This is a genomic window from Streptomyces sp. NPDC048473 (assembly GCF_043200155.1).
Lineage (GTDB): Bacteria > Actinomycetota > Actinomycetes > Streptomycetales > Streptomycetaceae > Streptomyces.
Map to the genome: position 1 here is coordinate 67,959 of NZ_JBICXE010000031.1, position 26,242 is coordinate 94,200.

29 protein-coding genes are annotated in these 26,242 nt (G+C 68.7%); 18 read left to right on the top strand and 11 right to left on the bottom strand.

Annotated features, from left to right (window positions below):
- Nucleotides 1-72 precede the first annotated feature (72 nt).
- The 4 genes from ACGFU7_RS35030 (at nt 73) to ACGFU7_RS35045 (ending at nt 1,982) form a co-directional block, all read left to right on the top strand.
- Nucleotides 73-600 carry a hypothetical protein gene (locus ACGFU7_RS35030; protein WP_393701359.1) on the top strand — a complete coding sequence of 176 codons (528 nt, stop codon included), beginning with the start codon at nt 73-75 and terminating at the stop codon, nt 598-600.
- A 72-nt stretch (nt 601-672) separates the two neighbouring features.
- The gene (locus tag ACGFU7_RS35035) at nt 673-972 is read left to right on the top strand and encodes a hypothetical protein (RefSeq protein ID WP_393701361.1); all 300 of its coding nucleotides are present in this window, start codon (nt 673-675) and stop codon (nt 970-972) included.
- A 96-nt stretch (nt 973-1,068) separates the two neighbouring features.
- Nucleotides 1,069-1,683, top strand: coding sequence for a 2'-5' RNA ligase family protein (locus ACGFU7_RS35040; RefSeq protein WP_393701362.1), 615 nt, complete (start codon nt 1,069-1,071; stop codon nt 1,681-1,683).
- Nucleotides 1,680-1,982 carry a hypothetical protein gene (locus ACGFU7_RS35045; protein WP_393701364.1) on the top strand — a complete coding sequence of 101 codons (303 nt, stop codon included), beginning with the start codon at nt 1,680-1,682 and terminating at the stop codon, nt 1,980-1,982. The genes ACGFU7_RS35040 and ACGFU7_RS35045 overlap by 4 nt, the downstream gene beginning before the upstream one ends.
- Before the next feature lie 32 nt (nt 1,983-2,014).
- On the opposite strand, the gene ACGFU7_RS35050 is transcribed toward ACGFU7_RS35045, so the two are convergent.
- The 3 genes from ACGFU7_RS35050 to ACGFU7_RS35060 form a co-directional block, all read right to left on the bottom strand.
- Complete coding sequence (locus ACGFU7_RS35050; protein WP_393701366.1) at nt 2,015-2,515, bottom strand: hypothetical protein; 501 nt, start codon at nt 2,513-2,515, stop codon at nt 2,015-2,017.
- 126 nt (nt 2,516-2,641) lie between these two features.
- Nucleotides 2,642-3,193 carry a DUF6233 domain-containing protein gene (locus tag ACGFU7_RS35055; RefSeq protein ID WP_393701367.1) on the bottom strand — a complete coding sequence of 184 codons (552 nt, stop codon included), beginning with the start codon at nt 3,191-3,193 and terminating at the stop codon, nt 2,642-2,644.
- 39 nt (nt 3,194-3,232) lie between these two features.
- Entirely contained in the window at nt 3,233-3,505 is a 273-nt protein-coding gene (locus tag ACGFU7_RS35060; RefSeq protein ID WP_393701368.1) for a hypothetical protein, read from the bottom strand.
- A gap of 208 nt (nt 3,506-3,713) precedes the next feature.
- On the opposite strand from ACGFU7_RS35060, the gene ACGFU7_RS35065 reads away from it, so the two are divergent.
- From ACGFU7_RS35065 to ACGFU7_RS35075, 3 genes are all read left to right on the top strand, one after another.
- Entirely contained in the window at nt 3,714-5,627 is a 1,914-nt protein-coding gene (locus tag ACGFU7_RS35065) for a helicase HerA domain-containing protein (protein WP_393701369.1), read from the top strand.
- 88 nt (nt 5,628-5,715) lie between these two features.
- A complete protein-coding gene (locus tag ACGFU7_RS35070) occupies nt 5,716-6,537 on the top strand; it encodes a hypothetical protein (RefSeq protein ID WP_393701371.1) in 822 nt (273 codons plus the stop codon).
- Between the two features lie 107 nt (nt 6,538-6,644).
- Nucleotides 6,645-7,460, top strand: coding sequence for a hypothetical protein (locus ACGFU7_RS35075; RefSeq protein WP_393701373.1), 816 nt, complete (start codon nt 6,645-6,647; stop codon nt 7,458-7,460).
- A gap of 198 nt (nt 7,461-7,658) precedes the next feature.
- Here ACGFU7_RS35075 and ACGFU7_RS35080 read toward each other — a convergent pair whose 3' ends face one another.
- Complete coding sequence (locus ACGFU7_RS35080) at nt 7,659-7,922, bottom strand: hypothetical protein (protein WP_393701375.1); 264 nt, start codon at nt 7,920-7,922, stop codon at nt 7,659-7,661.
- A 725-nt stretch (nt 7,923-8,647) separates the two neighbouring features.
- Here ACGFU7_RS35080 and ACGFU7_RS35085 point away from each other — a divergent pair.
- On the top strand, nt 8,648-9,874 hold the full coding sequence (locus ACGFU7_RS35085; protein WP_393701377.1) for an IS110 family transposase: 1,227 nt from the start codon (nt 8,648-8,650) through the stop codon (nt 9,872-9,874).
- Here ACGFU7_RS35085 and ACGFU7_RS35090 read toward each other — a convergent pair.
- Nucleotides 9,864-10,394, bottom strand: a complete 531-nt coding sequence (locus ACGFU7_RS35090; protein WP_393701378.1) for a hypothetical protein — start codon at nt 10,392-10,394, stop codon at nt 9,864-9,866. The genes ACGFU7_RS35085 and ACGFU7_RS35090 overlap by 11 nt on opposite strands.
- A gap of 379 nt (nt 10,395-10,773) precedes the next feature.
- Here ACGFU7_RS35090 and ACGFU7_RS35095 point away from each other — a divergent pair, with 379 nt between their 5' ends.
- Complete coding sequence (locus tag ACGFU7_RS35095) at nt 10,774-11,076, top strand: GFA family protein (RefSeq protein ID WP_393701380.1); 303 nt, start codon at nt 10,774-10,776, stop codon at nt 11,074-11,076.
- A gap of 256 nt (nt 11,077-11,332) precedes the next feature.
- A complete protein-coding gene (locus ACGFU7_RS35100; protein WP_393701382.1) occupies nt 11,333-11,929 on the top strand; it encodes a hypothetical protein in 597 nt (198 codons plus the stop codon).
- Between the two features lie 18 nt (nt 11,930-11,947).
- On the opposite strand, the gene ACGFU7_RS35105 is transcribed toward ACGFU7_RS35100, so the two are convergent.
- On the bottom strand, nt 11,948-12,514 hold the full coding sequence (locus tag ACGFU7_RS35105) for a hypothetical protein (protein WP_393701383.1): 567 nt from the start codon (nt 12,512-12,514) through the stop codon (nt 11,948-11,950).
- Nucleotides 12,515-12,733: 219 nt separating this feature from the next.
- On the opposite strand from ACGFU7_RS35105, the gene ACGFU7_RS35110 reads away from it, so the two are divergent.
- On the top strand, nt 12,734-13,270 hold the full coding sequence (locus ACGFU7_RS35110; RefSeq protein ID WP_393701384.1) for a hypothetical protein: 537 nt from the start codon (nt 12,734-12,736) through the stop codon (nt 13,268-13,270).
- Between the two features lie 115 nt (nt 13,271-13,385).
- Here the strand turns inward: ACGFU7_RS35110 and ACGFU7_RS35115 are convergent, their stop codons facing one another.
- Genes ACGFU7_RS35115 through ACGFU7_RS35125 form a run of 3 tightly spaced genes read right to left on the bottom strand, consistent with a single transcriptional unit; the run spans nt 13,386 to nt 15,429 of the window.
- Complete coding sequence (locus ACGFU7_RS35115; protein WP_393701386.1) at nt 13,386-13,697, bottom strand: hypothetical protein; 312 nt, start codon at nt 13,695-13,697, stop codon at nt 13,386-13,388.
- Nucleotides 13,698-13,753: 56 nt separating this feature from the next.
- Complete coding sequence (locus ACGFU7_RS35120; protein ID WP_393701387.1) at nt 13,754-14,326, bottom strand: HD family hydrolase; 573 nt, start codon at nt 14,324-14,326, stop codon at nt 13,754-13,756.
- A 14-nt stretch (nt 14,327-14,340) separates the two neighbouring features.
- The gene (locus tag ACGFU7_RS35125) at nt 14,341-15,429 is read right to left on the bottom strand and encodes a helix-turn-helix domain-containing protein (protein ID WP_393701389.1); all 1,089 of its coding nucleotides are present in this window, start codon (nt 15,427-15,429) and stop codon (nt 14,341-14,343) included.
- A gap of 148 nt (nt 15,430-15,577) precedes the next feature.
- On the opposite strand from ACGFU7_RS35125, the gene ACGFU7_RS35130 reads away from it, so the two are divergent.
- From ACGFU7_RS35130 to ACGFU7_RS35140, 3 genes are all read left to right on the top strand, one after another.
- Entirely contained in the window at nt 15,578-15,976 is a 399-nt protein-coding gene (locus ACGFU7_RS35130; protein ID WP_393701390.1) for a DUF6415 family natural product biosynthesis protein, read from the top strand.
- Nucleotides 15,977-16,285: 309 nt separating this feature from the next.
- Entirely contained in the window at nt 16,286-17,779 is a 1,494-nt protein-coding gene (locus ACGFU7_RS35135; protein WP_393701392.1) for a pyridoxal phosphate-dependent decarboxylase family protein, read from the top strand.
- The gene (locus tag ACGFU7_RS35140; RefSeq protein WP_393701394.1) at nt 17,776-18,447 is read left to right on the top strand and encodes a nucleotidyltransferase domain-containing protein; all 672 of its coding nucleotides are present in this window, start codon (nt 17,776-17,778) and stop codon (nt 18,445-18,447) included. Before ACGFU7_RS35135 ends, ACGFU7_RS35140 begins: the two co-directional genes overlap by 4 nt.
- On the opposite strand, the gene ACGFU7_RS35145 is transcribed toward ACGFU7_RS35140, so the two are convergent.
- Nucleotides 18,432-19,352 (bottom strand): phosphotransferase, encoded by a 921-nt coding sequence (locus tag ACGFU7_RS35145; RefSeq protein WP_393701395.1) that lies wholly within the window; start codon nt 19,350-19,352, stop codon nt 18,432-18,434. The two genes, ACGFU7_RS35140 and ACGFU7_RS35145, sit on opposite strands and share 16 nt — an antisense overlap.
- 337 nt (nt 19,353-19,689) lie before the next feature.
- Between ACGFU7_RS35145 and ACGFU7_RS35150 the strand changes: the two genes are divergently transcribed.
- From ACGFU7_RS35150 to ACGFU7_RS35165, 4 genes are all read left to right on the top strand, one after another.
- Complete coding sequence (locus ACGFU7_RS35150; RefSeq protein ID WP_393701396.1) at nt 19,690-20,727, top strand: hypothetical protein; 1,038 nt, start codon at nt 19,690-19,692, stop codon at nt 20,725-20,727.
- Between the two features lie 35 nt (nt 20,728-20,762).
- Nucleotides 20,763-21,767 (top strand): hypothetical protein, encoded by a 1,005-nt coding sequence (locus tag ACGFU7_RS35155; RefSeq protein ID WP_393701398.1) that lies wholly within the window; start codon nt 20,763-20,765, stop codon nt 21,765-21,767.
- Between the two features lie 84 nt (nt 21,768-21,851).
- Nucleotides 21,852-22,163 (top strand): hypothetical protein, encoded by a 312-nt coding sequence (locus ACGFU7_RS35160; protein WP_393701400.1) that lies wholly within the window; start codon nt 21,852-21,854, stop codon nt 22,161-22,163.
- A 200-nt stretch (nt 22,164-22,363) separates the two neighbouring features.
- Entirely contained in the window at nt 22,364-23,236 is an 873-nt protein-coding gene (locus ACGFU7_RS35165; protein ID WP_393701401.1) for an abortive infection family protein, read from the top strand.
- Between the two features lie 49 nt (nt 23,237-23,285).
- Here ACGFU7_RS35165 and ACGFU7_RS35170 read toward each other — a convergent pair whose 3' ends face one another.
- Nucleotides 23,286-25,670: a Helicase associated domain protein gene (locus ACGFU7_RS35170; protein ID WP_393701402.1), complete on the bottom strand. Its 2,385-nt coding sequence runs from the start codon at nt 25,668-25,670 to the stop codon at nt 23,286-23,288.
- Nucleotides 25,671-26,242 lie beyond the last annotated feature (572 nt).

The following is a 26,242-nucleotide window of genomic DNA, read 5'->3' on the forward strand; positions in this document are numbered from 1 at the left end:
CGTCTTGTCCGCTGCCGGGCCAGGGCGGAAAGATCGGATGCGGACCATCCACGACCGAGGGGGAAGAACACGGTGAGCAACAAGCTGCTGGCACCGGACGGCTGGCTCGTACTGGGACTGCCCTGGCCGGAGCAGACCCGAGACGGCTGGGGCGAGTGCGCGGTGGCCATCGCCCCGACGATGATCCCCCGCCACCTCGTCAGCAAGAGCGCCGGCATCGCGCTCGATCTCGCCACCGGCCTGGCCCGCGACCCGAAGGACGGGCCAGGCAAAGCGGTCTTCTTCTCCGACGTCACCCTCTGGCTCGACAAGCAGGGCAAGGACTGGGCGGACTTCGGAGCCGACTACGAAGCCGTCATCGACGAACTCGTCAAAGCACCAGTCCCGCAGCTCTACATGACACTCGTGCAGAAGGCCCACGCCATCCTGTGCGACGCCAGCCGCGACGGGGTGCGCCTGTACTACCCGGGCGGCGACGTCGAACACGTCACCCCGCAGGTCCGCGCCGACGTCCACGCCGCCATCACCACCAGCCTGGAACGGGACTGGCCGCCCTACATCCAAGGACTCATCGACCGCGGCGCCCTCCAGACCCAATAGGGCGGTGACGGGCTCCGGTCTCCTGCGGAGATCGGAGCCCGCGCTGTCGGTGGTTGCTGGCAGGCTGAACGGATGAACAACGGTGACGAGCAGCTGCTGCGCGGCCGGGTGTACGGCCACGACCACGACGAACCCAACCCCGGTCCGCTCCCTCACCAGACGTACGCCGCGCTCGTCGGCGGGCCGCTGGACGGACTGCTGCTCGACATCACCGGCTGGCGGCCCGAGGAAGTCGACGACGGTGTAGCCCTGATCACCGAACTCGGGCGGTGGCCCGGCGGCCGCGCCCTGTACGACCCGCGCCCCGGCGAACCTCGCACACCCGGACCCGGCGTCAGCTGCCGCTTCCACTACTCCGGCGATACGCCCTGAGACCACCCCTTGACCTCATGTCCCTTGGCGAATCCAGCACATGGGGTGCGTGGAAGGTGGCAGGCTCTGGCGAAAGATCCGGGGGAGAGGACGCCGATGGAGAACTTCTTCGAGCGAGTGGCGAAGGCATGGCCGGCGGGGCGGCGTGACCTGCACTGGCACATCCTCCCGGCAGCGAGCGAGGCAGACACGCTGCTCGCGTCCTACCCCGAGACCGTGTTCTCACGGCCGGGGCTGGGTCGGGTGCCGAGTGAGTGGCTCCATTGCACCCTCCTGCACGCGGTCGGCCTCTCCGCCGCCGACGTCGACATCGACGCGCTCGTGAGGGACGCGCGCGCACACGCTCTGCAGGTGGAGCCGTTCACGCTCACCTTCGACAGACCGGCTATTGCCCCCGTCGCCATCGAGATCAGCGGCTGGCCCGGAACACCGTTTACGCGCCTGGTGGAGAGCATCACCCAGATCACGCAGGAGCAGCAGACCGCGTTCCGGCCGGCGGCCAGCCGCTACCCCCACATGTCCATCGCCTACACCGGTCCGGGCTCCGAGGCGATCGATCCCGTCGGCCTCCGGGCGGCGTTGGCCGGCCTCGAGGTGCCGCTGTCGCACACGGTGCGCGCGGACCAGATCCATCTCGTGGAGCAGTGGCACGACGGCGCGACGATCAAGTGGGAGCCGATCGCGTCGATTCCCCTGAAGGGTTCCGCATGAGCTTTCCTGGCACGCGCCCGATCCATGGCGACCGTGTTGACCTGATCGCGACGGGGACATCGTTCACCGCAGTGGGCGCGATCACCGTCCAAGGAGTATTGAAGGACGGACGGGGCTTCGTCGAACTGGTGCTGCCCGACGCCGACCCACAGCAACGCCGGGACCTAGAGAAAGTGACGGAACTCCAGTACTGGCTGTACCGGGACGGCGCACTCCTCTACGCCTCACCACCGCTTCAGATCAGGGACATACGCCGGGCCGAAGGCGACGGAGCCCTCATCCTCACCGGATCACCCTGACCAACAGCAACCATCGGCCCATGGCCCGCTTCCTACTTCACCGGGACTGGATCGGGGCTCCTGTCGATTAGGGCTGCGACCGCACCGGGCAGGGCCGGCAGGAGCGCGCACAGCAGCGTGACCAGGACGGTATGCCAGATCCACCACGAGACGGTCTGCGGGTGCACGGCGGGGATCATGCCCCAGTGAATGCCGTAGAAGACGATGCCGTACGCGGTCAGGGCAGGGGTGTCGATCACGAGGTGCCGATCCGTTCGGAACGGCAGAAAGCCCGACCAGACGACGACCACGCCCAAAAGAAGGAAAGTCACCGGCACGGAGGCGCCGCGCATCCCCTGATCCCGCTCCAGCCAGTCGTGCAGCTGGGTACCCGTAACACCCAGTGTCGCCAACAGGCCCAAAGCGCCTAACACCGCAAGCACGACAGCGGCGTGAGGGTCGATGCGCTCCAGCAGCTTCATCCAGCGTTCGTCCCAATCCAGCTTCTCCCCGGGCTCGTCGGTCTCCCCCAGCTCGGTGGCGACGTCGGTCATGGTCTGCTCCCCTCCAGGCGGGCACGGGCGGCCGCGCCCGAGCGGACCGTACGGGCAGCGGGAGGCAGGCGTCCGAGAAACCGGAGCGCATGATCCTTACGGGTGAGTGGAGGGCCGGACACGGTTTCAGGCGTCGGAGATTTGATCGAAGCCACGCAACAGTGGTGTCAGTTCCTGCGCGCACCCGCACAGCGTGCACAGCCGCGTCCCCGGGTTCTCCGCGACGTTCAGCGCCTGCTCCACACCGAGTAATGGCGCGCCCTGGGGTGCCTCTTCGCAGTCCGGCGCGTGCAGCACACCCCGGGCCGGGCCGCGGCCCTCGCGGACCTTCGCCAGCACCCAGCCCGAGGGCCGGCGCTCCCCGAGGACCTCGCGGACCACCGACGCGCGCGTCGACGGAAGGTGCTCGGTGGGGACCTGGTCGTAGTCGACGCCGTCGACCGGCCGTACATGGTCGGGCGCCCTCACCCAGACCCGGTACTCCGCCGCCTCCACGCCGCCGTCCTCAAGGTCCCGGTACGACGGCAGCCCCACGAGGTACCGCCAGCCCGCCTCGGTCTGCTGCCGCCTCCACAACCGCGCCACGACCTCCTGCTCCGGGTGCCCGAGGACCGGGTCAGCGGGCAGCACAACGCGAACCGGCACCGGCTTGGCCGCGTCATCGGAGGCAGTGGTCACGACCCCACGGTAAGCACCGCCGCTCCCAGCTGACGCACGTCACCGCTCAGGCAGCTTGAGGCGAAGACGGTCCATCGACTTCTTCACGTCTCCGAGCTGGTCACCGAGCACTCGCATGCGCCAGTCCATACGTTCCATCCTGGCCGCGACCGCCAGCGACGCGAACGTCTGCGCCAACTGCGCCGCGCCCGCCTCGCCCGCGAGCGCCTTCTTGACGTACCGGGCGGCCATCCCCTCGTACTGCTTCGCGCGTTCCACCGCGGCTTTGTACTCGGGCGCGTCGTCTTCGGTCGCATCGTCGTGCTCGGTCATGCAGCCCCTCTCTGGTTGATCTCTCCCACCGTTGTACCGACCGCGCAGCACAGGCGGGGCGCCTGCGGATTTTCGGGCCGGAAAGTTGTCCACAGATCGCGGCTGAGGGCCCACTTCTTGCCGCGCTCTATCCACAGGTCAGCAGCTTTACGGTTCGTGTCCGCTTCCGGGTGTGAGGTGCCGGGACGCAGATCGAAAGGGCACGGCCATGGCACAGACGAAGTTCGACAAGCAGCTGGAGAAGGAAGCTGACTCCCTCGCGCGCGGGATCGGCCGGGTCCTGGCCGGCCGGGACCTGGACGGGGTGAAGCGCACCGATGCCACGTTCTGGCGCGCGGGCACCCGGGTGCTGCCGAAGGTGGAGGGCAAGGTTCGGCGCCGCTCCTACAAGCCCGGGTGGCGGCGCTTGTCCTTCCGCGTCGCGCTGGGGGCCGGGGTCGCGGAGAGCGGCTACCTGGCCACCCAGGACCTGGACGCCACTGTGCAGACCATTCAGGAGCTGTGGGAGAACCGGGAGGCGGCGCTCGCCGCGCTGGAGCCCGGCGGGATCGGCGCGGCCTCCGTCCTCACCATGGGCAGCGCGGCGTACATGGTCCTCACCCGCGAGCGCCGGGAGCTGATGCGCGAGTGGGTCCAGCCGCTGCACGACGCGATCCACCGGCCGCTCGGACTGGCGGAGCAGACCGACCCGCGCCGCTACCTCCATGTCCCGAAGAACTTCTCCGACGACGACGCGGAGATACGCATCGACCTGCCCCGTCATCTGGGCTTCTCCCGCGACATCGTCGCCGACCTCATCACCCAGAAGCTCGCCCTGGATGGCGTGACGTTCTCCTGGCACCCCGAGGGCCGCAAGCCCCACGTGCTGGTGAAGAAGACCCGCAAGCCTCCGGCGAAGGCCCTCTTCAAGGACCCCAAGACCCGCGAGCTGGTAGCCAAGGCCAAGGAGTCCGCGCCAATCATCGGGTTCGGTGCCGGCGGGCAGATCGTCTCCGTCGACCTGGACGCGGAGTCCCCGCACATCCTGGTCAACGCCTCCACCGGCGGCGGCAAGTCGGTCACCCTGCGGTGCATCGCCTGCCAGATGCTCCACCACGGCTCGCTCGTGATCGTCCTCGACACCAAGCGGATCTCCCACCCGTGGGCCCACGGCATCGACGGCGTCACCTACTGCCGCGACATCGCAGACATCCACGACCAGCTCATCACCCTCGGCCTGGAAGGCCGGCGCCGCACCCGCGTCGCCGACGAACTCGGCATCGACGCCGACCCGAAGGACATTGGCCCGCGGCTGCTGATCCTCCTCGAAGAGGTCAACGCCACGATGAAGATGCTGGCCCGCTACTGGGAGAAGATCCGCGAGCCCGGCGACCCGAAGGTCTCCCCGGCCATCGACGCGCTCAACGAGATCCTCTACATGGGCCGCCAACTGCGCATGCACGTCCTCCTGGTCGCGCAGTCCGCCACCGCTCGCGCCCTCGGAGGCCCGGAGGTCCGCGAGCAGTTCTCCACCCGCATTCTCGCCAAGTACAGCGTCAACGCCTGGCGGATGCTCGCCCCCGAGGTCCACCCGGCACCGAAGTCCACCAAGCACCGCGGCCGCGCCCAGGTCGTCTCCGGCGGATCCGCGCGAGAGACGCAGGTGCTGTTCTTCACCGAGCCCGAAGCCCGCGAGTGGGCCACCACCGGCAAGACGGCCGCGGCCGCCAGCGGGTCCGTCCCGGTGCAGCTGCACAAGCCGCCCGCCAACTCCCTCGCCGACACCCCACCCACCAGCACCGGCGAACTCCCACCCACCTCCGAGCTGCCCACGGACGGAGCCCGGACCGCCGACCTCGCTCCGGCCCCGGCCGCCGCGCCCGGCGAGCTCGCAGCCGACGCCACGGAGACGCCGCCCGAGGCCGTGGTCGACGACGACCAGGCGGTGGGGCTCCGCGAGGCCGCCCAACACCACCTGCCCGACATCACCCTGGCCGCGCTCCGCTTCGCCCGCGCCAACGACCCGACCTTCCCCAGTCCGGCAGGCAAACGCGGCGCCGAACTCCTCTACCGCGTCGGCGACCTCAAGAAGTGGGCCCGCAACCGGCCCCGCGCCGCCACCGGCACCACAGACCTCGACTGAACGGCCCTGTCCGCTCCAGCCGACACGGCCCCTCGCCTCGGAGAACACCCGGTTCACCGGGCACAGCACAGAAAAGGAACACCCCGCCATGTGGAAGACCACCGCGAAGAGCACCCTCCCGCAGCAGCTGCGCCTCACCGACCCGGGTGTCCGCGAGCAGCTGGAGGCGCTGCCCGCCTCCCAGGTCCTCATCGGTCTCGGCACCGAGGGACAGCCGGTCTGCGTCGACGTGGACGGCGACTCGCCGCACGTCCTGGTCTGCTCCGCCTCTGGCGGCGGCACCTCCACCGTCCTGCGTACCCTGACCGCCCAGTTCCTGCACTACGGCGGGCACGCCCTGGTCCTCGACACCAAGCGCATCTCCCAGTCGTGGGCGCGCACCCTGCCGGAGGTCACCTACCGGCGCGCCATCGCCGACATCCACGACGCCCTTCTCGGCCTCCGCACCGAATTCAAGCGCCGCATCGACCACGCCGACGAGCACGGCGAAACCGCTGATCTGCCGCACCTGGCAGTGGTGTTCGAGTCCGCCGGCCACACCCTGCGGCAGCTGGCCCGCCAGTGGGACAAGGCCCGCCAGGAGGGCGAGCCGAAGACGTCCCCGGCCGTGAACGCGTACGAGGAGCTCCTCTTCGCCGGGCGCGAGGCCCGCATCCACATCCTCGCCGGAGCCCAGAGCTACAGCGCCGCGCTGGGACGCGAGCAGTTCTCCTCCGTGCTCCTGGGACGAGTCACCGCCCGCACCTGGAGCCAGGCCGCCCCGCAGGTCTCCACCGTCCCCAAGGCCAGCACCCACCCGGGCCGCTTCCACACCGTGCAGCGCTCCACCGCCCACCCCACGCAGGTCCTGCTCATGAGCGAGACCGAAGCCGCGGCGTGGGCCAACGCCACGCAGACCGAAGAGGGCTGATGCCCAATTTGGCCAGACCGGGCCCTGTCCGGATCAGCCGACACGATCCCCTCGTCCCGGAGAACGCCCGGTTCACCAGGCACCGCACAGAAGAGGAACACCGCACCATGACGAACCCGACCGCGCTCCCGCAGTTCCTGCACTTCACCGACCCCGGCCTGCGCGAGCAGATAGAGGCGCTGCCCGAAGGGACCGCACTCATAGGCATCAGCACCACCGGGCAGGCCATCGCCGTCGACCTGAACGCCGAATCCCCGCACGTCCTGGTCTGCACCGCCACCGGCGGCGGCAGCACCACGATGCTGCGCTCCCTCACCGCCCAGTTCCTCCACCAGGGCGCCCACGCCCTGATCCTCGACCCCAAGCGGATCTCCCACCTGTGGGCGAAGCCCCTGACCACGGTGACCCACCGCGGCAACACCGCCGGCATCCACGACGCCCTGGTCCACCTCGCCTCCGAACTGGAGCGCCGCCTCGACCTCGACGGCGACCTGGACGACGTACCGCGCCTGATCGTCTCGGTCGACGACGCCAACACCACGCTGCGCCAGCTCACCCGCTACTGGGAGACCTTCCGGCACAACGACGACCCGAAGACATCCCCCGCCATCGCCGCCCTCGAGGAAGCCCTCCGGGTAGGACGCGCGGCCCGCATCCACGTCCTCTTCAGCGGACGTCCCCAGGGCACCGTCCTCAAAGGAGCGGTCCGCGAGCCGTTCGCCACGGTGATCCTGGCGCGGTTCACGGCCGACACCTGGCAGCGCCTGGCCCCGATAGCCGGCCCCGCCCCCAAGCAGCACCACCCTCAGCAGGGCCGCTTCCACGTCGTCCAGCAGGGTGACGCCCATGAGACGCAGGCGATCTGGATGACCGACGGCGACGTCGTCAAGTGGCTCACCGACCCGGACGACAACGAGAGCTGAGTCCCGGTCACCGAAGAGGGGTGCCCACCTGCGCGGTGGGCACCCCCTCTTCGCCCCGTCAACTCGTCACAGGGGCCCTGGTGTGTTAGGCGGGCTGGGCGGTCATACGGTCGATGGACTGCCCGACGGATTCATTGATCCTGCCCAGCTTCTGCGAGCTCGGAGCTTCGGCCCCGACCCACGTAGACGACGAGGCGATCAGGGCACGTCGCCCTCCCACACCCACGGACCGCCAGGACGACTGAAAGTGGGTGCGTACGAGGCCCGGCCGCCCGGCCCGTACACGCTGTGAGGGGTGATCAAGTGCGCGCCGGTGGTGATCTCCTCATCCGTCCAGCCGGTCACCTCGATCAGCTGCCCGTCCAGCGGCCCACCGGTCAACTCGCGGTAGTCGCGGCCGGCCTGCGGCCCAGACTCCGAATCATCACGCTCACTGCCATACACCCTCGGTACCTGCGACATCAGACCAGTCTGAAGCGACGCTGCGCCCACCGGGGCGGAATCGGCGCGACTTCACCGGGAAGAGCCTGCGCAGCCCTTGCCGGTGTGGGTCAGCATCTGGGTCAGCGCACGGGCCCGGAGCCATAGCCCGCGTTCGTTCGGCGGTGCGCCGTCCCTACGGGGCCGCCCGGGTTGCCCAACCAGTTGCTCAGCCGGTTGCCCTCCAGGTTGCGCAACCAGTTGCCCACCCGGTTGCGCAGCGAGTTGCCAGAGCCTCGGGCCAGTGACCGGTGCGGCCCAGGTCAACAGGGGTGGGTCAGCAGGTATCAGGTGCCGACACCTCTAATTCGTAAGCAATTAGAGGTTCTGGATCTCTGATGGGCCCGGGGCGGCGTTGTTCAGCCCAGGGCAGGACGTGTGTGGTCCGGTCGGTGCCGTGGTGACCCCTACGACACCTCCGACCGTGCGAGGTCTGTGGAAAGACCGGTGGCGCTGTGGTGCCGGCCGGTCCTCGCACGTTCTGCCCCCATGGGCCCGTCGGGTTCGGGATCCTCGATGGATGAGCTGCCGCACGGTGACGCGTTTCTCCTCACGAGCTTCGAGCTCTGGACACGGCGCGCGCCCGTGCGGTCCAGCGGCGCCGCGCACGGCTGATGAGGTGGTGGGCCTTGGAGCCCTGGAATTAGTGCGCCGTGCGGCCCCGCGTGCTCGCCTTCGAGAACAGCACTGGAGAAGGGGCGGGATCCATGGACGTGTTCTGCGGGATCGACTGGGCGGAGGGACACCACGACGTCGCGATCATCGACAACACCGGCAAGCTGCTGGCCAAGTGCCGGATCGATGACGACCTGGACGGCTACCAGCTGCTGCTGGACCTGTTGGCCGACCACGGCGACAGCGCCGAGACGCCGATCCCGGTGGCCATCGAGACCAGCCGCGGTCTCCTGGTCGCCACGCTGAGGACTGGGGCCCGGCAGGTTTTCGCGATCAACCCGATGGCGGCCTCCCGCTACCGTGACCGGCACGGTGTCTCCCGCAAGAAGTCCGATCCCGGCGACGCCCTGGTCCTGGCGAACATCATCCGCACGGACATGCCTATGCACCGGCCCCTACCCGCCGACAGCGACCTGGCCCAGGCCATCGCCGTCCTCGCCCGCGCCCACCAGGACGCGGTCTGGAACCGGCAGCAGATCGCCAACCAGCTCCGCTCTCTCCTGCGTGAGTACTACCCGGCAGCTCTTGAGGCATGGCGGCACAAGGCGGGCGGACTGACCCGGCCGGACGCGCGGAAGATCCTTGCCGCGGCACCGACCCCGACCAAGGCCGCTGAGCTGGCGCTCTGGAAGCTCAAGGTGACGATGCACAACGCGGGCCGCCAACGTGGGATCAACGAGGACGCCGAGCGGATTCAGACGCTGTTCCGGCGGCCGGCCGCCCGCCAGCTACCGGTGGTGGAGGAGGCCATGGGCATCCAGGCCAAGGCTCTGCTGGTCCAGCTGAACGCCGTCTGCAAGGCAGTCGACGAGCTTGCCAAGGCGGTCGAACGGACCTTCCGAACCCACCCCGACGCCCCGGTCATGCTCAGCTTCCCCGGTATCGGCCCTGGAGTCGGTGCCCGCCTCCTGGCCGAGATCGGCGACGACCGCACCCGCTTCGCCACCGCTGGTGGACTCAAGGCATACGCGGGAGCTGCCCCGATCACCCGGGCCTCGGGCAAACGCAAATACGTCGGGCGCAGGTTCGTGAAGAACAATCGCCTCAACCACGCCGGCTACCTATGGGCCTTCTCCACCCTCACCCACTCGAAGGGCGCCAACGCGCACTACCGGAAGCGACGGGAGCACGGAGACTGGCATGCACAAGCCCTGCGGCACCTGTTCAACCGCATGCTCGGCCAGCTCCACCACTGCCTCCAGACTCGCGTCCCCTTCGACGAAGTAATCGCCTTTCCAGTGGACGCCGCTACGGCGTGACTGACGAGGACTCCTCCTCCGGGGCGGCCATGACCAGACCGGAACTTACGGCCTGGTGCTGATCGATCCCAAGGCGCTGGAGGTAGGCCCAGCGGTCGAGCTGGTCGCAGGCCCATGAGGGGTCGTACGCCGCCGTCGGCAGCTGCGGTATGCGCTTGCGGCCGGTTTCGTCGAGGCGGTAGGGAGCGTCGAAGGCTTTGTCCCAGCCGTCCAGGTCTGCGGCGAAACGAGCGCCGGCTTCCGCGGCGTCGATCCCCAAGTACTGGGCGATCTCCGACCAGGAGCTGCCCCGTTCGCGTTCGTAGATCACGGCCGAGGCCAATGCGCGTTGAGCGAGTTCGATGAGCTGGAACGCTTGGCTGACCCGACCCCCGGGACCAGTGTCAGGGTCGTTCTCGGTGGCGACCAGTCCCCTCGCGCTATCAGCTACGTCCACGGCGTGGTCGCAGAGGACCAGGCGTGCCAGCGCCTGGCGGGTGAATCGGGCACGGTCGGCGTCGTAAGGGGTCGTCTCAGTCACCCGCACAGCCTCCCAGGCTGTGTCCGCAGCGAGTACCTGATTTCCGACGGGGACGGGCTCCGCTTGACGGCTTAGCCGCATGAGGTGTCTCTCTATTGAGAGAGGTCTTCATTCGCGTAGGACACAGCACGGCCGGGGCCGGGGCGCGACTGCCGTCGCAAGCGGGCAGCGGTGTCGCGCCTGTTGCTGCCCGCCGTGAAGGGCAGGGGCTGTCAGACTGATGGGCTCAACTCGACTACGTTGCTGCGGAGATCACCTGATGAACGCCACCCCCGCTGAGGGAACCGAAGAGCGCACTGGCGGATGCCTGTGTGGTCGGATCCGCTTCACCGCCACGGGCCCAGCGACATACCCGCACACATGCCACTGCGAACATTGTGTGAAGCTCGGTGGCGCCCCGGTGATGTGGTGGGTCGGCTTCGAGCGGGTCACGTGGACGGGCGAGGGCGGCGAGCCGACCTGGTTCGAGACGTTCCCCGGCAAGGCCAAGCGTGGCTTCTGCGACGTATGCGGCACCAGAGTGGCGGCGGTCGACTGCGACGTCCCGGAGATCGGTATCAACGTGCCGGCCCTCGACGACACCAGCGGCGCGGACCTCAGGCCGGTGAACGCTTCCTTCCGCGAGAACGCGGTGCACTGGATGCCGTCGGTACCCGATACTCAGCAAACCCCCGTTGCCTGACACCCGGTTAGCTCATCGCGGGTGTGGCGCCTGCTCACCCGGACGGACCAGACGCTGTCACGGCGGGGGCTCACCGAAGCTGTCCTCCGCGAAGCCGACGCCGCCCGTCGGCACCACTGGAAGGGTGCCCCCGCCGTGCCTAGTTGGACTGGAGTGGCATGCCATCACCCATTCGGCGTCTCTTCCTCTGCCGTAGCTCCTCACTCGGTTGACGGCGGGCTGTTCCGCCGGGGCCAGGGGTGGAAGACTGCCGGCCGTGTCTGGGTTCGCGAGAGATCCGAAGTACTACGGTGACCGGCTTGTCTACGAGCCGCTGGAGCGGAAGTGGGCCGGGTACCACGCCCGGCACTGCGGGTGCGGCCGGGACTGGCTCGAAGCCCATGTCGTACCGGCCGGGTTCACGGTGATCCCGCGAGGCAAGACCGGCTACTACGGGCTCGTCGGCCCCGGCCTGACCGAAGGCGTCGACGAGGAGAAGCTGACAGCAGACGCGCTGTGGGAGGCGGTGACAGGCAAGCCGGGCACCCAGACCTGGTTCGAGGGCGTGCAAATCACTTGCCGCAGCCCAGAGTCGGAGGCGGCCCACAAGGAGCACTACAAGCAGATCTACGCCCCTGCGCAGGAACGACGGAAACAGGCGAAGACCGAGCCGGCCACCGAGGCACAGGTGAAGTACCTGACCACGCTCGCGGAGAAGGTCGGCAAAGAACGGTTCGACGCCGAGTTCGCCAAGGTGATCAAGGGCAGCGACATCGCCCCGCGCGCTCCCCGGCAACGCTGCGCGACGGCCGCGAAGCGGCTGACCAAGGCGAGGGCCCGCAAGCTCATCACCGCCCTGGTCGGCCACGACTAGTCCGGCCCGGCCCCGGCGTTACATTGCTGCCAGCTCCGGCACCTCGAGCGCTTCGGCGACCTTCCGGGCCATCGCGGCCACCTCCGGCGGGAAGCGGTCCAGCGAGCTGAGGTCGTCGCAGAGCCTGGCCCGCAGGCCGTGCAGACAGGCCAGAGTGAACAGCACCTCCGGGGCGTCCTCGGGCTGCTGCGCCTGCTCCGCCTGGCGCTGCCCGCTCGCGTACATCGTCCGTACCGCTCCGATCTCGTCACTGCCGGCGGGCGCCTCCTTGCCCAGCAGCCCGGCCAGATGGGCCCGGTTGTGGTCCTCCGGCCCGTCGGCGCGGCTGTGCTGCTGGCTGATCTGGAGGTAGCTCTGCAGGGTCTCCGGCTTCACGCCGACGTGCTCGCAGTACGCGGCGATCAGCATGGCCACGCAGTTCATGGTGTCCGCCGCGTCCGTGGCCCGGTACAGCGTCATCCTCTTCCAGTCCATGGCGACGTCCGATCCGGCGTAGCTCATGACCTCCTGGCAACGCTCGACTGCCTCGGACGTGAGCTGGTTGACTGCGCGGCGCATCGGCTCGGGCATCGGGGTGTGTTCCATGGCCGCACGGTAGAGGCGCCGCAGCCCTGGACACCGCAGTCGCGGGGTTTGCTCACCCGGATGGACCAGACGCTGTCACGGCCCCGGAGCTCTCGCCGAAGCGGCCTTTCTCGAAGCCGACTGCTGACCGCCGGCCCCGGCGGAAGGTGCCGCCCGCTGTGCCCGTGTGGGGTGTGGCGCTGCCTGTAGTCGGGAGTCAGGCGGAGCACAATACGGGTCGTGTACACCAAGCCCTCTCAAGACCTCCGCGATCGGGAACTCACCGACCTGGGCCAATACTTCACGCCCACCGAGGTCGCCCGCGCCCGCGCTCTGGCTACGCAGCTCGGCACGTTCCTCCTGCACCAGCACGCCAAACGCCTCCGCAAGCTCAGCGCGCGATTCAGCGACCGCCCCCGCAAAGCTGCGGCACTGAAAATCTGGCTGGCCTCCCTCTCGAGGGAGAGACAGGGCAGCTTCGCCGAACTCGCCGCCTTCGAATCCGCTGCTCTGATCCTTCCCGCGAGCGTCGACAGCGCCCACTGGTACAGCGGGTGGAAGATCCTCCAGGACTACCCGGGCTCGACACCCGACAGCCTGCGCACCCAGGCCGGTGAACTGGAGTGCCTGTACGCCCAGGCGGTGCTGCGCCGCAGCAAGGGAGCACAGAATCGGGAACAGGCCCTGGAGGACGCAGCGTCGGTGACGGCAAGAATGCCGGGGCGCCGGGGTCCGCGTTCGGCCTCCAGGCCCGTCACGACGCTCGCTGCTTCCTGAGCTGAGTAGCGGCGGCCGCGGGCCCCGGAGGATCAGTACCTCCCCGGCGCCCGGCGCTATGGCGTCGCGCTGCCCAACGACGTCGCGGCGTCGGCGTCATGGGTAACGGAGGCTGTCAGCCGTCGGCGTCTGGCGGTTCGGAGTGCAGGCAGTACGTGCACCTGGACGCCGCACCAGTGCGGCCCATGCACCGCCGGCAGGTGCCGCGCTCCCGCACGGGGCCGCGGCCGTCGGCGCATCCCGGGCATGTCATCACCGGCTGGCCGAAGCCGAAGCTGGTCACCCACCCGACACCTTCAGCAGTCTTACGCGCCAGCTGCGAGACGTCGCCCGCGGAGCGTTCGTCATTGTCGGTGCCGGTCTCGACCGCCAGATGGATGGCAAGACAGTCGTCCGTGTCGCAGACGACAGCCACTCCTGTAGGCATGCGTTTTCTCCTCAGTTCAGGGGCGGTGCGGAATTCCTCCAGCCGCTTGGTGCCGGTTAGGGCAGGAAGTTCTTCTGCCACTGGAGCGAGTCCATGCTCAGCGCGGCGTCGGCCAGGGCTTTCGCGGACGGGGTCTTGAGTGAGGCGAGGCTGGTGTCGATCCAGTTTTGGGTGAGGCTGTAGCCCTGCTCCCGGTACTCCACCGCCTGGACCAGGCATTCGAGCTTGTCGGCGTCGCGGGCGACGATCGCCTCCGGTGTTTCGGCGGCCTCGTATTCATCGACCGCGCCTTGAACCCCGGTGCGTACGGCCGGGTGGGCGTTGGCGACCTGGTCGGCGGTCACCTCGCCGTTCGGGGCGGCCCTGATGTACTTCCGGCCGATGTGCGCGATATCCCCGATCCGGGTCTCCTGGGAGTCGTGGAACAGGCACATCAACGCGACCCGGGCCGGGTCGACGCCCTCCATCATGGCGAGCACGGACCCGATCACCCCGACGCGGAAGGAGTGCTCCGCCACGGACTCCGGCTGCTTGTTGCCGGTGAACCACCAGCCGGTCCGTGCGACGCGCTTGAGCACGCCCATCTCGGAGATGAAGCTCGCGGTGCCCCTGGTGGTGTCATCAGCCATGCGGTCCTCCGGTGTCAGCGGTTGTGATCGAAAACGTAGTGGACATGGGCCAGTTCGTGCCGGGATCTTCCCGAGAGCGATGCCCCGTCCAGGAGCTCACCGGTCCGCTCGCGCAGCGGACCCGCGATCGGCCCGGCCGCCTGCGGCAGCCACGGGAACGCGATGAGCAGCGCCCACAGCGAGTGCGCGTACAGATCGACGTAGCCGGGCGCGAGGTGCAGCCCGCGGGCCAGGCCCCGCAGCAGGGTCACCGGATCCCACCCCGACAGATCCCTGTCCCGCATGAACGCGTCGTCCGGTTGCGGCAACGCCAACGCACCCAGCCACAGCGCCCAGTAGTTGAGGTTCGCGGCCTCCGCGGTGTCGTCGTCGGCCAGGGCGCGGTCGATGAAGTCCAGCAGCGGCTGTGGATCTCCGAGGCGGGCGAGCGCGGTCGCGGTGGAGCGGGCTTCTGCCCAGTGCGGCGACCATCCCCGCCTCGCCAGCACATCCCGGCGCCGGTGAAGGGTGTGCGCGGTCCACGCGGCCGCGTCCGGCCCGTGGTCGTACGAGGCGAGGTAGAGCGCCTGGCGGTGCAGCAGCACCCCGCCTTCGCCCTGGAGGGCCGCCGCCTCGGTCGTGCCCCGCAGATGGTCGAAGAACACGGTCCGGTCCGCGGCCGCCAGCTGCGGCGCGACGGCGACCGGACCACGCCGCGGGCGGGGTAAGCGTCCGGCGAGCGCCGGCGGAACGGTGCCGTTCAGTGCCCAGGCCAGCATGTGCGCGGTGTCCCGGGTATGCACCCACCCGGCCAGCGGATGCGGGCCGCCGACCTCGCCGTCCAGCCCGGCCGCGATGATCCGGTCCGCGTCCATCGCCGCGTCCAGCCACACCACCAGCGCCACGTCGCCGCCGAGCGCCGGCAGACGCCTGCGCAGCTCCAGCAACGCCCCGGCCCGCATGTTCGCCAGCGGGCGCCGTCCCGACTCCCACCCCTGCAGCGTGTCCACGTCCACGCCCAGGACCTCCGCCAGGCCAGCCTGCGTACACGGGACCGACTCACGGATCAGACGCAGCACGAAGCCGGTCACCACACCCGATGTCGTTCGCCTGGGCCTGCCCATACCGGCCTGCTCCCCGCTTGCCCTGCGCCCCCAAACCCGTACTCACGGTCAGTCCTACCGCATCAGGTCCGCCCGTACGGTCGGGATGCGGTCGACGTCCGACGAACGAGACCGTGCCGCCCGCGACCCACGACCCGGCGAGGCACCGATGAGCAGCACACACGTGGTCCTCCACGACCCCGAAGGACGCCTCGAAGCGGAACTCCCCCTGGACCGGGAACTCCACAAAGGTCTGGTCAAAGCCGTCCTGGGATGGACCGGCGACCCCGGCCTGCCGCCTGCGGACTTCCAGCAGATCACGCTGCTGCTCACCGGCTCCGCCCGCTCCGTCGCCGCCGACGTCCGCCGCGCCGCCGACCTGCTGCCCCAAGAGCACGCCGCCCGCGTCCTCGCCGACGTCGTCCTCGAGGAAGCCGACCGACGCCTGTCCGTCCCAGCAGAGGGCACCGCGCGCTGCACCCAGCGCCACGCCCGCCTCGTACGCGCCCTGTACGAGCGCCTGGACCGCCTCGTCAGCGCAGCCCCCGAGCCGGCCAACACCCCCTGAGACCGCCGCGCACCCGGAGGGGACCAACGACCCCGGGTGCGCGGCGCACGGCACCACACCCCGTTCCAACCCGGACGGAGCGAGCACCACTCGACATCGAGAGGGGGCACCGCCATGAGCACCGCAACGACCGAGCTGCGCCAGGCGTGGCACGACAGCTCGGCACGGCGGCCCCCAATGACGGGCCGCGAGCGCCTCAATGACGGCCCACCAGACCCGGCGTGAAGCTGGAGCACAAGCCGCCCGCTGCCTCACCCGGGCAGGAGGCTGGCCACCTGGTTCCTCTCTGACCTGCTGCTGGAGGACGAGATGCCGTCAACACCGAGCCCGCTCACCGCACTCACTCCGATACTCCAGGAGGTGATCGCCCAGTCGCTGGCCTTCAAGGACAGCGAAGACGTCTTCGCCCGTAGGGCCACCCCGCACGCGCTGCGTGATCTGCTGCTCGAAGACCTGCCAGAACAGCCCGCCACCGCGCAGGCGATCTGGGAGGACATCTCCAAGCGGCTGCTGCCGTACTGCGTGAACATGAACAGCCCCCGCTTCATGGGCTTCGGCGACACCGGCGCCGACCCCGCCTCCCTCGTCGCCGGCATCTTCGCGCTTCTGGCTCAGCAGAACCTGATCAACCAGTCGTTCTGCTCTCCGTCGGGCACCATGGCGGAGATCGCCGTGATCCGGTGGCTGCGCGAGCTGATCGGCTATCCGACGGTGCCGGCCTGCGAGGTGACGTCGGTGTGGGAGGCCGGAGGGATCACGACCTACGGCGGCACCGGCAGTAACACCACTGCGATGATGCTCGCCCGCGAGCACACGGTTCCCGGCACGCTGACCGACGGCGTGCGTGACCCGGAGCGCTTCGGGCTCGTGGTGCCCCGCGGGGTCGGCCACTACAGCGTCAAGAGCGCCGCGGCCTGGACCGGCTGCGGCACCCACCTCATCGAGGTCGACACCGACCACTTCCGCTACGACCTGACCGCCCTCGCCCAGGCCGTCAAGGACAACGCCGGCCGCCTGATGGCCGTCGTCGCCTACGCGGGGGACTCACGCACTCAGACCATCGACCACCTGCGAGCTGTCCACGACACCGTCCGAACAGCGGACCAGTCGGTGTGGCTGCACGCGGATGCCTGCTGGGGCCTGATGGCCGCACTCACCCCGCGCCGCCGCCACCTCCTCGACGGCATCGAAGCGTTCGACTCCGTCACCGTCGATCCTCACAAGGTCCTCAACGTTCCCTATGCCACATCCGCACTCCTCGTACGCGACCCGGCCTCCCTGCGCATGGTCTCCTCCTACTCCGACCTGATCATGCAAGAGGACTACGCCTTCGGACAGGTCACCCCGCAGCTCGGCACGAAGGAATGGACCAGCCTGCGCGCCTGGGCCGCACTGCGCTCCCAGGGCCGCCAGGGACTGGCCCGGATGATGGATGAGCGCCTGGACCGTACGGAGGTGTTCACGACTCTCGTGGACGCTCACCCCCAGTTGATGCGGCTGCACGACCCGGACCTGTGCGCGGTGGCGTTCTGCTACCTGCCACCCGGTACTCACCCCGGCACCGCGACCGAGGCGCAGGTGGAGCGCATCAACGCAGTGAACCGGGCCATCCACCGCCGCCTGATGGACGAAGGGCACTGGCACCTGCACCAGTTCACCCTCCCCGACGACCACGGCCACATCCGGCGCGGAGCCGTCCTGGCCCCGCTGCGGTTCATGTCCATCAACCCGCGCATCACCACCACCCACATGCGCGACGTCCTGGACTACGTCACCTGCCTTGGTCAGGAGGCATCCCGGTGATCCCTGCCCCGGCACCCACGATCCTGCTGGAGGCCGCAGACCTGATGCCCGGCGCCGGCGGCTACGTACTCGCCTACGGATCCCACGCGACCGGCACCCACCAGCCGACCTCCGACCTCGACCTCCTCTACACCGGCGACCACCCGCTGGACGACGCGGACCTGAGCGCGCTCACTGCCGCAGTCGTGGCGCTGCACCACCGGCACGGCCTGGACCTGGACGAGGAAGTCCCCTACGCGGTGAAGCTGTACGCCACCGGCCACGAGGTCGACCAGGCCGCCGCCCTCGCCGGATTCCAAGCCAGTTGGGGCACCCCGCCTCCGACGGTCCGCGAGACCTGGTTCCTGAGCACCGACGCCTTCCGGCTCCGTCTGATCTTCAACGTGCTCACCAGCCCCCACGTCTTCCTCGGCGGGAACATCACCACCTACCACCAACAGGTCCGGTGCGCGGAACGCTCCGCCGCCGCCCTCGCCCAGTCCCTGACCACCCACGACGGCCTTCCGACCCTCCACGAGGCGTGGGCGGCGCTGTGGCAGGCACCCGACGGCCGCACCGGGAAGGACTACCTCGGGTACCTCGTGGCCCCGCACCTGCTGTCTGTCCTCACCCGCGGCCTGACTGACCACCAAGTCCCCGCCGCTCCGAGGCGTCAGCTGAGCCGGTAGTCGATCCACCGCCTGCCGGCCTCCGCCGCCCGGCCCCGGTACGCACCCAGTGCGCCGCCGGGGCCGTTTGCCTGGTTCCATGCCCAGTAGCCGGTGATCGCCACCGCGAACATGCTCAGGGCTTTCGGATCTGCCGCCCGCCATGCCGGTACCCGCGCTCGGAGCTCTGCCTCCGCTCCGGCGGGGCTGTGACCGGCGAGGATCAGCTGCGGGACGAAGAATGCCGCATCCACCCACGCCGCGCCACGAGCCGCCCAGGACCAGTCCAGGACCCGGACCCGCTCGGTATCCACGAGCATGTTGTCCGCCCGCAGATCGCAATGGACCAAGGTGTCTCCCGCAGCGGCCTTCACCAACAGGTCCCGGTCATCCATCTCCGTCAGCCGGGCGCGACGCGCAGTACACCAGGCATCCGGGCCGGCAGGGGCAGCAGCGAGCCGCTCCCAGTGACCTGCCAGCAGAGACAAGGTCTCCCCGGTCTCACCCACGGGGGCCGGACACGGGGTCAACTCCCGCTCCAGCGACCCGACCACGTCCAAAACGCCGGGCAGGTCCGCGGACCCGGGCCGCAGATCGGGCTCCCCGCCCAGGACCGCCTCGAAGGCGTTGACGATCCAGCCGTGAGACTCCACCGACCACCACAGCTCGGGCGCGATCACAGAAGGAAGGTGCTCCCCGACGACCGCCTCGGCTCGGTAATGGGACGCCATCGGCAGCGCCAGATCCGCGGCCTTGAGGAACACCTCACCGCGGTCGGCACACCTCAGCCGCACGGCAAGCCCAGGGGTGAAACCGCCCTCGGGATAACTGACTTCGACTACCGGCGAACCGAGACGTGCCTGCACCTCGGCCCGCACCTCCTCCGGCAGACCCTCCCAGCGCGGCCGCACCGATGGTGTGTTCACAGAAAGCTCCTCGGATCGGATAGCAGATCAGGCCTTGCTGTCGGCCAATTCCCAGAGATTGCCGCACTGTCCGCTAAGTTCCGATTCAACCGAGAAGGAGCCACAGATCGCAATCGAGTTCCACGACATCCAGCCGCTCATGCCTCCTTTCCGTGCTGGCCAGCACGGGACGCGGGTCTCGCCCGGTTTCCTGCCCAGCGGCTGAAGGACCAGGGCGACGAGGAGAGGCCGTCTACCGTCGCGCGGTCAGCACCTCCTCTTCGTTCTGGCAAACGGAAGGCCCGTTGTCGGACCCGCTCCGTACCCTTGGCTGAGGTACCTGAGACAGGAGGGCAACGTGGCCCGCAACGGGATCAACAAGCGGGAGTTGGACAAGTGGGCGAGGAACCTGGTCAAGGAGACCAACAAGAGCCTGGAGAGCGCTCAACGACGCAACCCTCCTCGCGTGTCTGCCCAGCTCGATGCCACCTTCAGCGCGAACCCCAGCGGCGACGTGACTGAGAGCGGCGGCTATCCGGCCCGGCTGCTGCTCTGGTTGGAGACCCGGACCGGAGGCGGTGCCAACATCGAACAGATCGAACAAGATTTTCCGGAGAGCCCAGTACCCCTTGCTCTGCAATTGGAACAACGGGGCCTAGTGAAGGCTCTGAGGGCGGCCTCCGGCCTCTACGCCATCCACCTCAGCGATGAAGGCATGGTTGAGGTGCACCGGCTGAAGGAGCTACAGAAGAACCGCGCCGCACGGCTCCGCTACACCATGGACGCCTTCCACCGGTGGCTCTTCGACACCGCCGGTGACCAGAAGCCCATCAACCCGGTGCTGTTTTTCGCCACCCCCGCCGCCTACTTCGCCGGATCCGAGATCACCGGGACCGAGTTGCACGAAGCACTCGCCTACCTGTCCCAGCACAAGCTGATCGAGCGCATCGAGACCGAGCCCGCCACCGTCGCCATCACACCCCAGGGCGTCAGCTGCGCCCTGGCAGGAGGAAGCGTGCAGGACCACGTCAACCAGCCCCGTCCCGGCACCACATACAACAACTACATGCCGAACGCCAAGGGTGTCATCATCGGCGATCAGCAGCACTTCAACCAGTACAACACCGACGGTGTCGACCCGGCGCTGTTCGCCCAGCTCGCCGGGTACATCGGTCAGGTCAGCACCACCCTGGGCATGTCCGAGACAGACCGTGCGGAACTGGAAAACGTCGCCCAGAACCTCCACACCGAGGCGACCTCCGAGAACCCCGAGCCGGGCCGCCTGCGCCAGTTCGCTACGCAGGTCAAGGACAAGCTCCTTGAGGCCGGCACCACCATCGCGGCCACGATGGGTGTACAGATGGCCGACCAGGCCCTCGCCGCGCTGACGCAGTAGCTCTTCCAGTAACACCACGGCCCCGGCGATCAGCCATGACGACCCGGGGCCATCCTGGGGCCGCACCGTTCAACGACGCTGCGGACCCGCCAGCCCCGGCCGCCCCCGCCTCGTTCTTCCCCGTGCGGGGCCGCCGTCCGTCGCCGCGACCCACGCTTCTGCGTGCGACCCCCGACCTGGCCGTCGCGCTCGTCGCGGCCGACGACGACGGCCGCGAGGTGTTCGAGCACATCCCTGGTGGGCCGGTCGGCGGGGTCGGGGCCAACTCGGGACGTTCCCTACGAGCTGTACGCGCTGGAGGGCAGCGCCTGACAGCTGCCTGGACGGCATTCTCCCGATCGGCCGCTGAGGGGCGTCACCGCAGGTACGGTCATCATCACGGCATCGACGACGGCACACACCACCGGACCCAGGGGGCAATGGGCGTGGAGAACGGATCGCAGAGCATCCCGTGGGGCGGCGAGTGGCGACGCCACCTCCACTCCGGCGCCGATATGGATCTCGTGCGCTCGTGGATGCGCCGTGTCGAATGCCCGACCTGCAAGACAGCCGCAGGGCGGGCCTGCCGCACCGCGGGCGGCCGCCCGACCAACGAACACCGTGCACGCCGTGACGCCGTCGGCCCCATCCCGTACGAGAAGTGGCGAGAGGAGGGCCTCATTCCGGAGCAGCGGACGTACACGATTCCGGCCGTGCTCAAGGAGTCGGAGAAGGCCCGCGTCGACTTCAACGTGGACACCGCCCTGGCCGACGGTGTGGCGGTCGTCCGCATGTTCCTCGCCGACCGGCTCGGGTTGTTCCTCCAAGGCGAGGAGGCCATGGACCGCATCGACGACGCCGTGCGCAAACTCATTGAGGTCCGCGGCCCGGTGGGGACGGCCGACGTGGTCACTGTCCTCGCCAGCCAAGTCGCCTCGCTGCTGGCTGCGAACGCCGGACCCGACGGCGATCCGGAGGCCCTGTTCGACACGCGGATGCGCGCGCAGATCGACATGACCCGCAGGATGAATGCGATCGAGAAGGAACGAGCCGACGGCTGACCGGCCGGCCAACCCGCTAACCTCCTGCCGATGCAATACCGACGTGCACGCTGGCGGCGTCCCGTTCGAGCGAAGGGCTGAGCTGTGCCCGACCGACCTGAAATCGTCTGCATCTGCGGCTCTACCCGGTTCCTGGACGAGATGCGTGCGGTGCATCGTGATCTGACCTTCGCCGGGGTCATTGTTCTCGCGCCAGGCGAAGCAGACGAGCTGATCACCGACAAGCAGAAGACGGCGCTGGACGCCCTCCACCTGCGCAAGATCGACCTGGCAGACCGGGTCCTGGTCGTCAACCCTGGCGGGTACATCGGCGAGTCCACGAGCAGAGAAATCGACTATGCCCACGCCACCGGCAAGTCGATTTCGTTCACCGAGCCCGCCCCCGCTGCACCGTAGTTCGCCGGGGGAGCGGCCCATGGTTCCAGGTCCTACACGCGCACCAATGCGATGCCGCAGCTCCCCCGGGCATCGCACTCAAGTGCGTGTAGGACCTGGGGCGGGATGCTGCTGGCCTCGGGGACGAAACCGACGGGGAGGCGGAACAGGAGTAAGGAAATTCCGCTTCCGAGGTCAGCGGCCAGCCGTATTGTCTGAACATGTCGTCGTACCGTAGAGACCTGGTCAGCCGCGCCACACGCAATGAGTTCCGCTCGCTGGCGACCGGCATGACGGTGCGCCTTGTGGCTGAGGCGTGGCAGAACCACAACTTCGCCCCCATTCCCGAGGACGAGCTGAACTACGAAGACACCAGCGTGCGCCGAATCGAGTTCGAGAAGTATGCCGCTGCCGCCGACTGGACGGACTACACCCACGTCTCCCGTGCGCTTCTCGTTTTCGAAGACTTCATCCGCTATCACCGACAGAGCGGCTGGGAGAGCAACTGGCTAGAGGAAGTCACCGTCAAACTGGAACGCGACGGCCTGAGCGTAGACGAGCGTGGACGGATCTCATGGCTGCGCCGACCAGTCTCCACCGGGCACCTGGAGAACCTGACCGACCCGTCGGGCATCCTGGCGGAACTGGAACGCGTCAGCCGCACCATCGCAGACGATCCAGCCGCCGCGATCGGAAGCGCCAAGCAACTCATCGAGGCGACCGCGAAGACGGTACTGCGGGAACGGGGAATTGCCTTCGATGAGCACACGAAGGTGCCTGCCCTCGTCAAGCAGGCCCAGAAGTCTCTCCATCTTGACGCCTCATCCGTCACCCCCGGCCCGGACGGCACTGACGCGGTCAAGAAGATCCTCGGCGGCGTGGCCTCGATCGCCGTCGGCGTAGCGGAACTCCGTAACCGCGGATACGGCACTGGACACGGCCAGGCCAGCGCACCCATCAACCTTGGAATCCGTCACGCTCAACTGGCGGCCAACGCGGCCATCACCTGGTGCCAACTCATGCTCGACACCCTGGGAGACCCTGCAGCGCCTTGGAGAAAGACTGCCGTGCCGACAGCCGCTGCAGCTTCCTGACTGTGCCCGCCCCGAATCATCGGAGCGGGCATCTGGAACGATCGTGTTGTCACGCAGCCCACGCCAGTCCGAGGCCGGCCAGCGCGGCGAGCTTGTCGGCGGTCAGCTTGTCCCGTCGACTTTTGCTGTTGCTGAGGAACACTCCGAGCTTGACCTCGCTCCCGTCCTCAAGCCGCTCCACATGAGCCCTGGGGACGGTCACGGAGCCCTCGCGGGCCTTGTACTGCGCCAGGGCTGCTACGCCCTTCTCGAAGGCGCTCACAGGCGTCGTGGACGGTTTCACCGGTGCTTCCAGTTCTGCCGCCAACGGCACGACGCCGATGGCCTCCAGGCGCTCACGTTGCCCGGAACTCAGGGCAGCCCAGACCTTCGGCGTCCGCTGCTTGGCCAGCCACTTCCCGAGGTCCATCCCGTGGACGGTCACCCCGGGTTCGATGTACGCGAGGATGCTCTCCTCCGCGAGCATCTCTCGCACCACGGCGTAATGCCGCTGCCACTCCGGCGGCGAGGACGGGTTCCAGTCCTCGTCAACCTCACGCAGCGCCGTCTCCCACTCCGGGTGACCCTCCAGCGCACCCGCGCGGCGGAGGTTGGACAGCCACTGCCCCACCGGCCTGTCCAGGGCCACGGCGGACCTCGGAGCGCACAGCGTCCAGTGCTGGTCGTAGTACGCCTTGGCGGCCTCCAGGTTCTCCTGGAACCGCTCATCGGCCGGGTTCCAGACCATGCCGAGCTTCTCCAGCCGCTGGGCGCGCAGGCCGGTCATCTGCCCCGCCCCGAACGCCCGTCGCTGCTCCGCGACCCACTGCCCCAGCGGGTACGCGCCCTCCTTGTGCCCGTACGGAACCCGGGCGTGAAGCTCACGCTCCGCGAACTTCTTGAGCGCCGCCCAGCCGCGACCCCAGTCCTGGCGCTCCGTGTCGATCACGTTGAAGGAAATCCAGTCCGCGACCATCACGGGGTCACGGGGAGCGGCAAAGCGGAGCAGCAGACGGGATTCGTCCTCGCCTTCCTCGGGCGGCGAACCGATGTACTCGGACGGCTGGACCACGTCCTTCTGAGGCTCCTGCGGAATCGCGAGCAATTCGATTGCCTCTTCGTCGTGAGCGCGCAGACCCTCCAATACCTTCACCAGGGGCTTATACGATCCGGAGGTGAACATGTCTTCCGGCTTTTCTCCCGGATGGAGAAATACCGGCACGATCAGAGAGGCAACCTTGCCCTGTCCGGGCTTCTGCCGGAGCGCCCGGCCAATCGCCTGGACGATGTCGTGCGGAGCGCCCTTGGGGTCCAGGAGGGCCACCGAGTCCACCGCCCGGATGTCGACACCCTCACCCAGGACACGGCAGTTCGAGAGCACGGCCCGCTGTGCGGTGGACCCGAAGCCGCCCAGGACTCCCCGCCGGCGCTCGGGGACGTGCTCGCCGCACAGCCAGTCCGCCCAGATCTTCGCCGGGTACTTCTCTGGCTGGTCGGCGTGCAGCTTCGCCGCGACGCGCTCCAGGCCCTCCGCGTACGCCTGTGCCTCTATCGTCCGGTGGTGGAAGGTGATGCACGTCGACAGGTTGTGCTGCGCCATCGTGTGCAGCAGCGCGGCCTGGAGCGCCCCCAGGCGCTCCCCACGGACCTTCTCGCTGTGCCGCTCCTCACCCATCAGCCGCTCGGGCGTGACGACCGGGTCCTGGAGCTCCAGGACGATGATCTGGTACCGCGCAAGCAGCTTCCGCGACACGGCCGAAGCCAACGAGAGCTTGTACAGGACCGGCCCGAAGACCCTCTCGTCATCCATGGAAGCCGCCATCTCACGCGGCAGCGGGTCACGCGTCCCTTCGGCGACCTCACGGTTCAGCCGCTCCTCCCAGATCCGCGGCGTCGCCGTCAGGTACAGCCGACGGTGCGACGGGATGACGCCCTGGTTGTGGACGTCGGCCCACGCCTTACCCATCGAGCCACTTGTCCGGTGCGCCTCATCGACCACCGTCAGGTCCATCGGGGCCAAGGTCTGCCCGTAGACGCCCTCGAACGCCTCCGCCAGGACTCCCAGCGAGGCGTACGTCCCGAAGATGGTGACCGGCCCCGAGCCGTGCCACAGCGCCAGCTGCACGGGGTTCGTGGTGGAGCGCACCTTGAGGTTCCACAGCTCCGGGTCGTCGGTCAGGCTGCACACCGCAACCGCCGGCCCCGCGTGCCCAGCCTCGCGCCACGCCTGCACCGTCTGGGTCAGAAGGTCCAGCGTCGGCACCAGGACGAGAATGCGGCCCTTGGGAACAATGCGCTTTGCCGACGTCGCCGCAATGATGGTCTTTCCCGTGCCACACGCGGCGTGCACCTGCCCGCGAAGGCCATTCACGGGGATACCGCCCGGCGGGATATCGAAGCCCCGCACGATGGCGGCAACGGCTTCGATCTGGTGGTCACGCAACTTCACGGCCATTTCCCGTGTTCTCCTTTTCGCGGAATGTCGCGCGTAATCAGAATGGAAGGTCCCGGCGCGATGGTGTGGCCCGGGGTTGTGGTGTCTGGACCCAAACACTACACAGGCACAACCCGTGATGCATCACCCACGCGCCAACTTTCACCCCCAGGGTGATACATGGCCGAATCTTACCCCGAAGCGGCCGGTCGTCCTGTATGCTGGTGGGGTATTAGTGGGTGTGACCGGGCAGTTTCGAGGGTGGGGGAGTGGTCAGGGTGGAGCGCAGCGGAACCCGTCACTGCAGTGAGGCCGGCACCCGATCGGGCCGACAGCCCGTCACATCCGTTGCGGGGGTGGTGGCCAGGAACCCCAAGCCCTACACAGGGTCGCACGTGATGCACCTCCCCTTGCTGCCAGCCCAGGCGACCGCGCTTGCGCGGGTGCCCGCAATGAGCGCTTGCGCGAATTGCATTCCCTCCCGGAATTCCGTTTACGGAATTCCATTCCGGCGCTTGCGCCGGAATTCGAATTGCGCTTGCGCAATTCATTCACTATGACCCGGCTTGCCGGGGCATATCCCGCTCCGCGGG

Excerpts from the sequence above, each read along its gene's own strand:
- ACGFU7_RS35035 (WP_393701361.1), top strand. The coding sequence starts at position 673 with ATGAACAACGGTGACGAGCAGCTGCTGCGCGGCCGGGTGTACGGCCAC.
- ACGFU7_RS35040 (WP_393701362.1), top strand. The coding sequence starts at position 1,069 with ATGGAGAACTTCTTCGAGCGAGTGGCGAAGGCATGGCCGGCGGGGCGG.
- ACGFU7_RS35045 (WP_393701364.1), top strand. The coding sequence starts at position 1,680 with ATGAGCTTTCCTGGCACGCGCCCGATCCATGGCGACCGTGTTGACCTG.
- ACGFU7_RS35050 (WP_393701366.1), bottom strand. The coding sequence starts at position 2,515 with ATGACCGACGTCGCCACCGAGCTGGGGGAGACCGACGAGCCCGGGGAG.
- ACGFU7_RS35060 (WP_393701368.1), bottom strand. The coding sequence starts at position 3,505 with ATGACCGAGCACGACGATGCGACCGAAGACGACGCGCCCGAGTACAAA.
- ACGFU7_RS35065 (WP_393701369.1), top strand. The coding sequence starts at position 3,714 with ATGGCACAGACGAAGTTCGACAAGCAGCTGGAGAAGGAAGCTGACTCC.
- ACGFU7_RS35070 (WP_393701371.1), top strand. The coding sequence starts at position 5,716 with ATGTGGAAGACCACCGCGAAGAGCACCCTCCCGCAGCAGCTGCGCCTC.
- ACGFU7_RS35075 (WP_393701373.1), top strand. The coding sequence starts at position 6,645 with ATGACGAACCCGACCGCGCTCCCGCAGTTCCTGCACTTCACCGACCCC.
- ACGFU7_RS35080 (WP_393701375.1), bottom strand. The coding sequence starts at position 7,922 with ATGTCGCAGGTACCGAGGGTGTATGGCAGTGAGCGTGATGATTCGGAG.
- ACGFU7_RS35085 (WP_393701377.1), top strand. The coding sequence starts at position 8,648 with ATGGACGTGTTCTGCGGGATCGACTGGGCGGAGGGACACCACGACGTC.
- ACGFU7_RS35105 (WP_393701383.1), bottom strand. The coding sequence starts at position 12,514 with ATGGAACACACCCCGATGCCCGAGCCGATGCGCCGCGCAGTCAACCAG.
- ACGFU7_RS35115 (WP_393701386.1), bottom strand. The coding sequence starts at position 13,697 with ATGCCTACAGGAGTGGCTGTCGTCTGCGACACGGACGACTGTCTTGCC.
- ACGFU7_RS35120 (WP_393701387.1), bottom strand. The coding sequence starts at position 14,326 with ATGGCTGATGACACCACCAGGGGCACCGCGAGCTTCATCTCCGAGATG.
- ACGFU7_RS35125 (WP_393701389.1), bottom strand. The coding sequence starts at position 15,429 with ATGGGCAGGCCCAGGCGAACGACATCGGGTGTGGTGACCGGCTTCGTG.
- ACGFU7_RS35130 (WP_393701390.1), top strand. The coding sequence starts at position 15,578 with ATGAGCAGCACACACGTGGTCCTCCACGACCCCGAAGGACGCCTCGAA.
- ACGFU7_RS35135 (WP_393701392.1), top strand. The coding sequence starts at position 16,286 with ATGCCGTCAACACCGAGCCCGCTCACCGCACTCACTCCGATACTCCAG.
- ACGFU7_RS35155 (WP_393701398.1), top strand. The coding sequence starts at position 20,763 with ATGACGACCCGGGGCCATCCTGGGGCCGCACCGTTCAACGACGCTGCG.
- ACGFU7_RS35165 (WP_393701401.1), top strand. The coding sequence starts at position 22,364 with ATGTCGTCGTACCGTAGAGACCTGGTCAGCCGCGCCACACGCAATGAG.
- ACGFU7_RS35170 (WP_393701402.1), bottom strand. The coding sequence starts at position 25,670 with ATGGCCGTGAAGTTGCGTGACCACCAGATCGAAGCCGTTGCCGCCATC.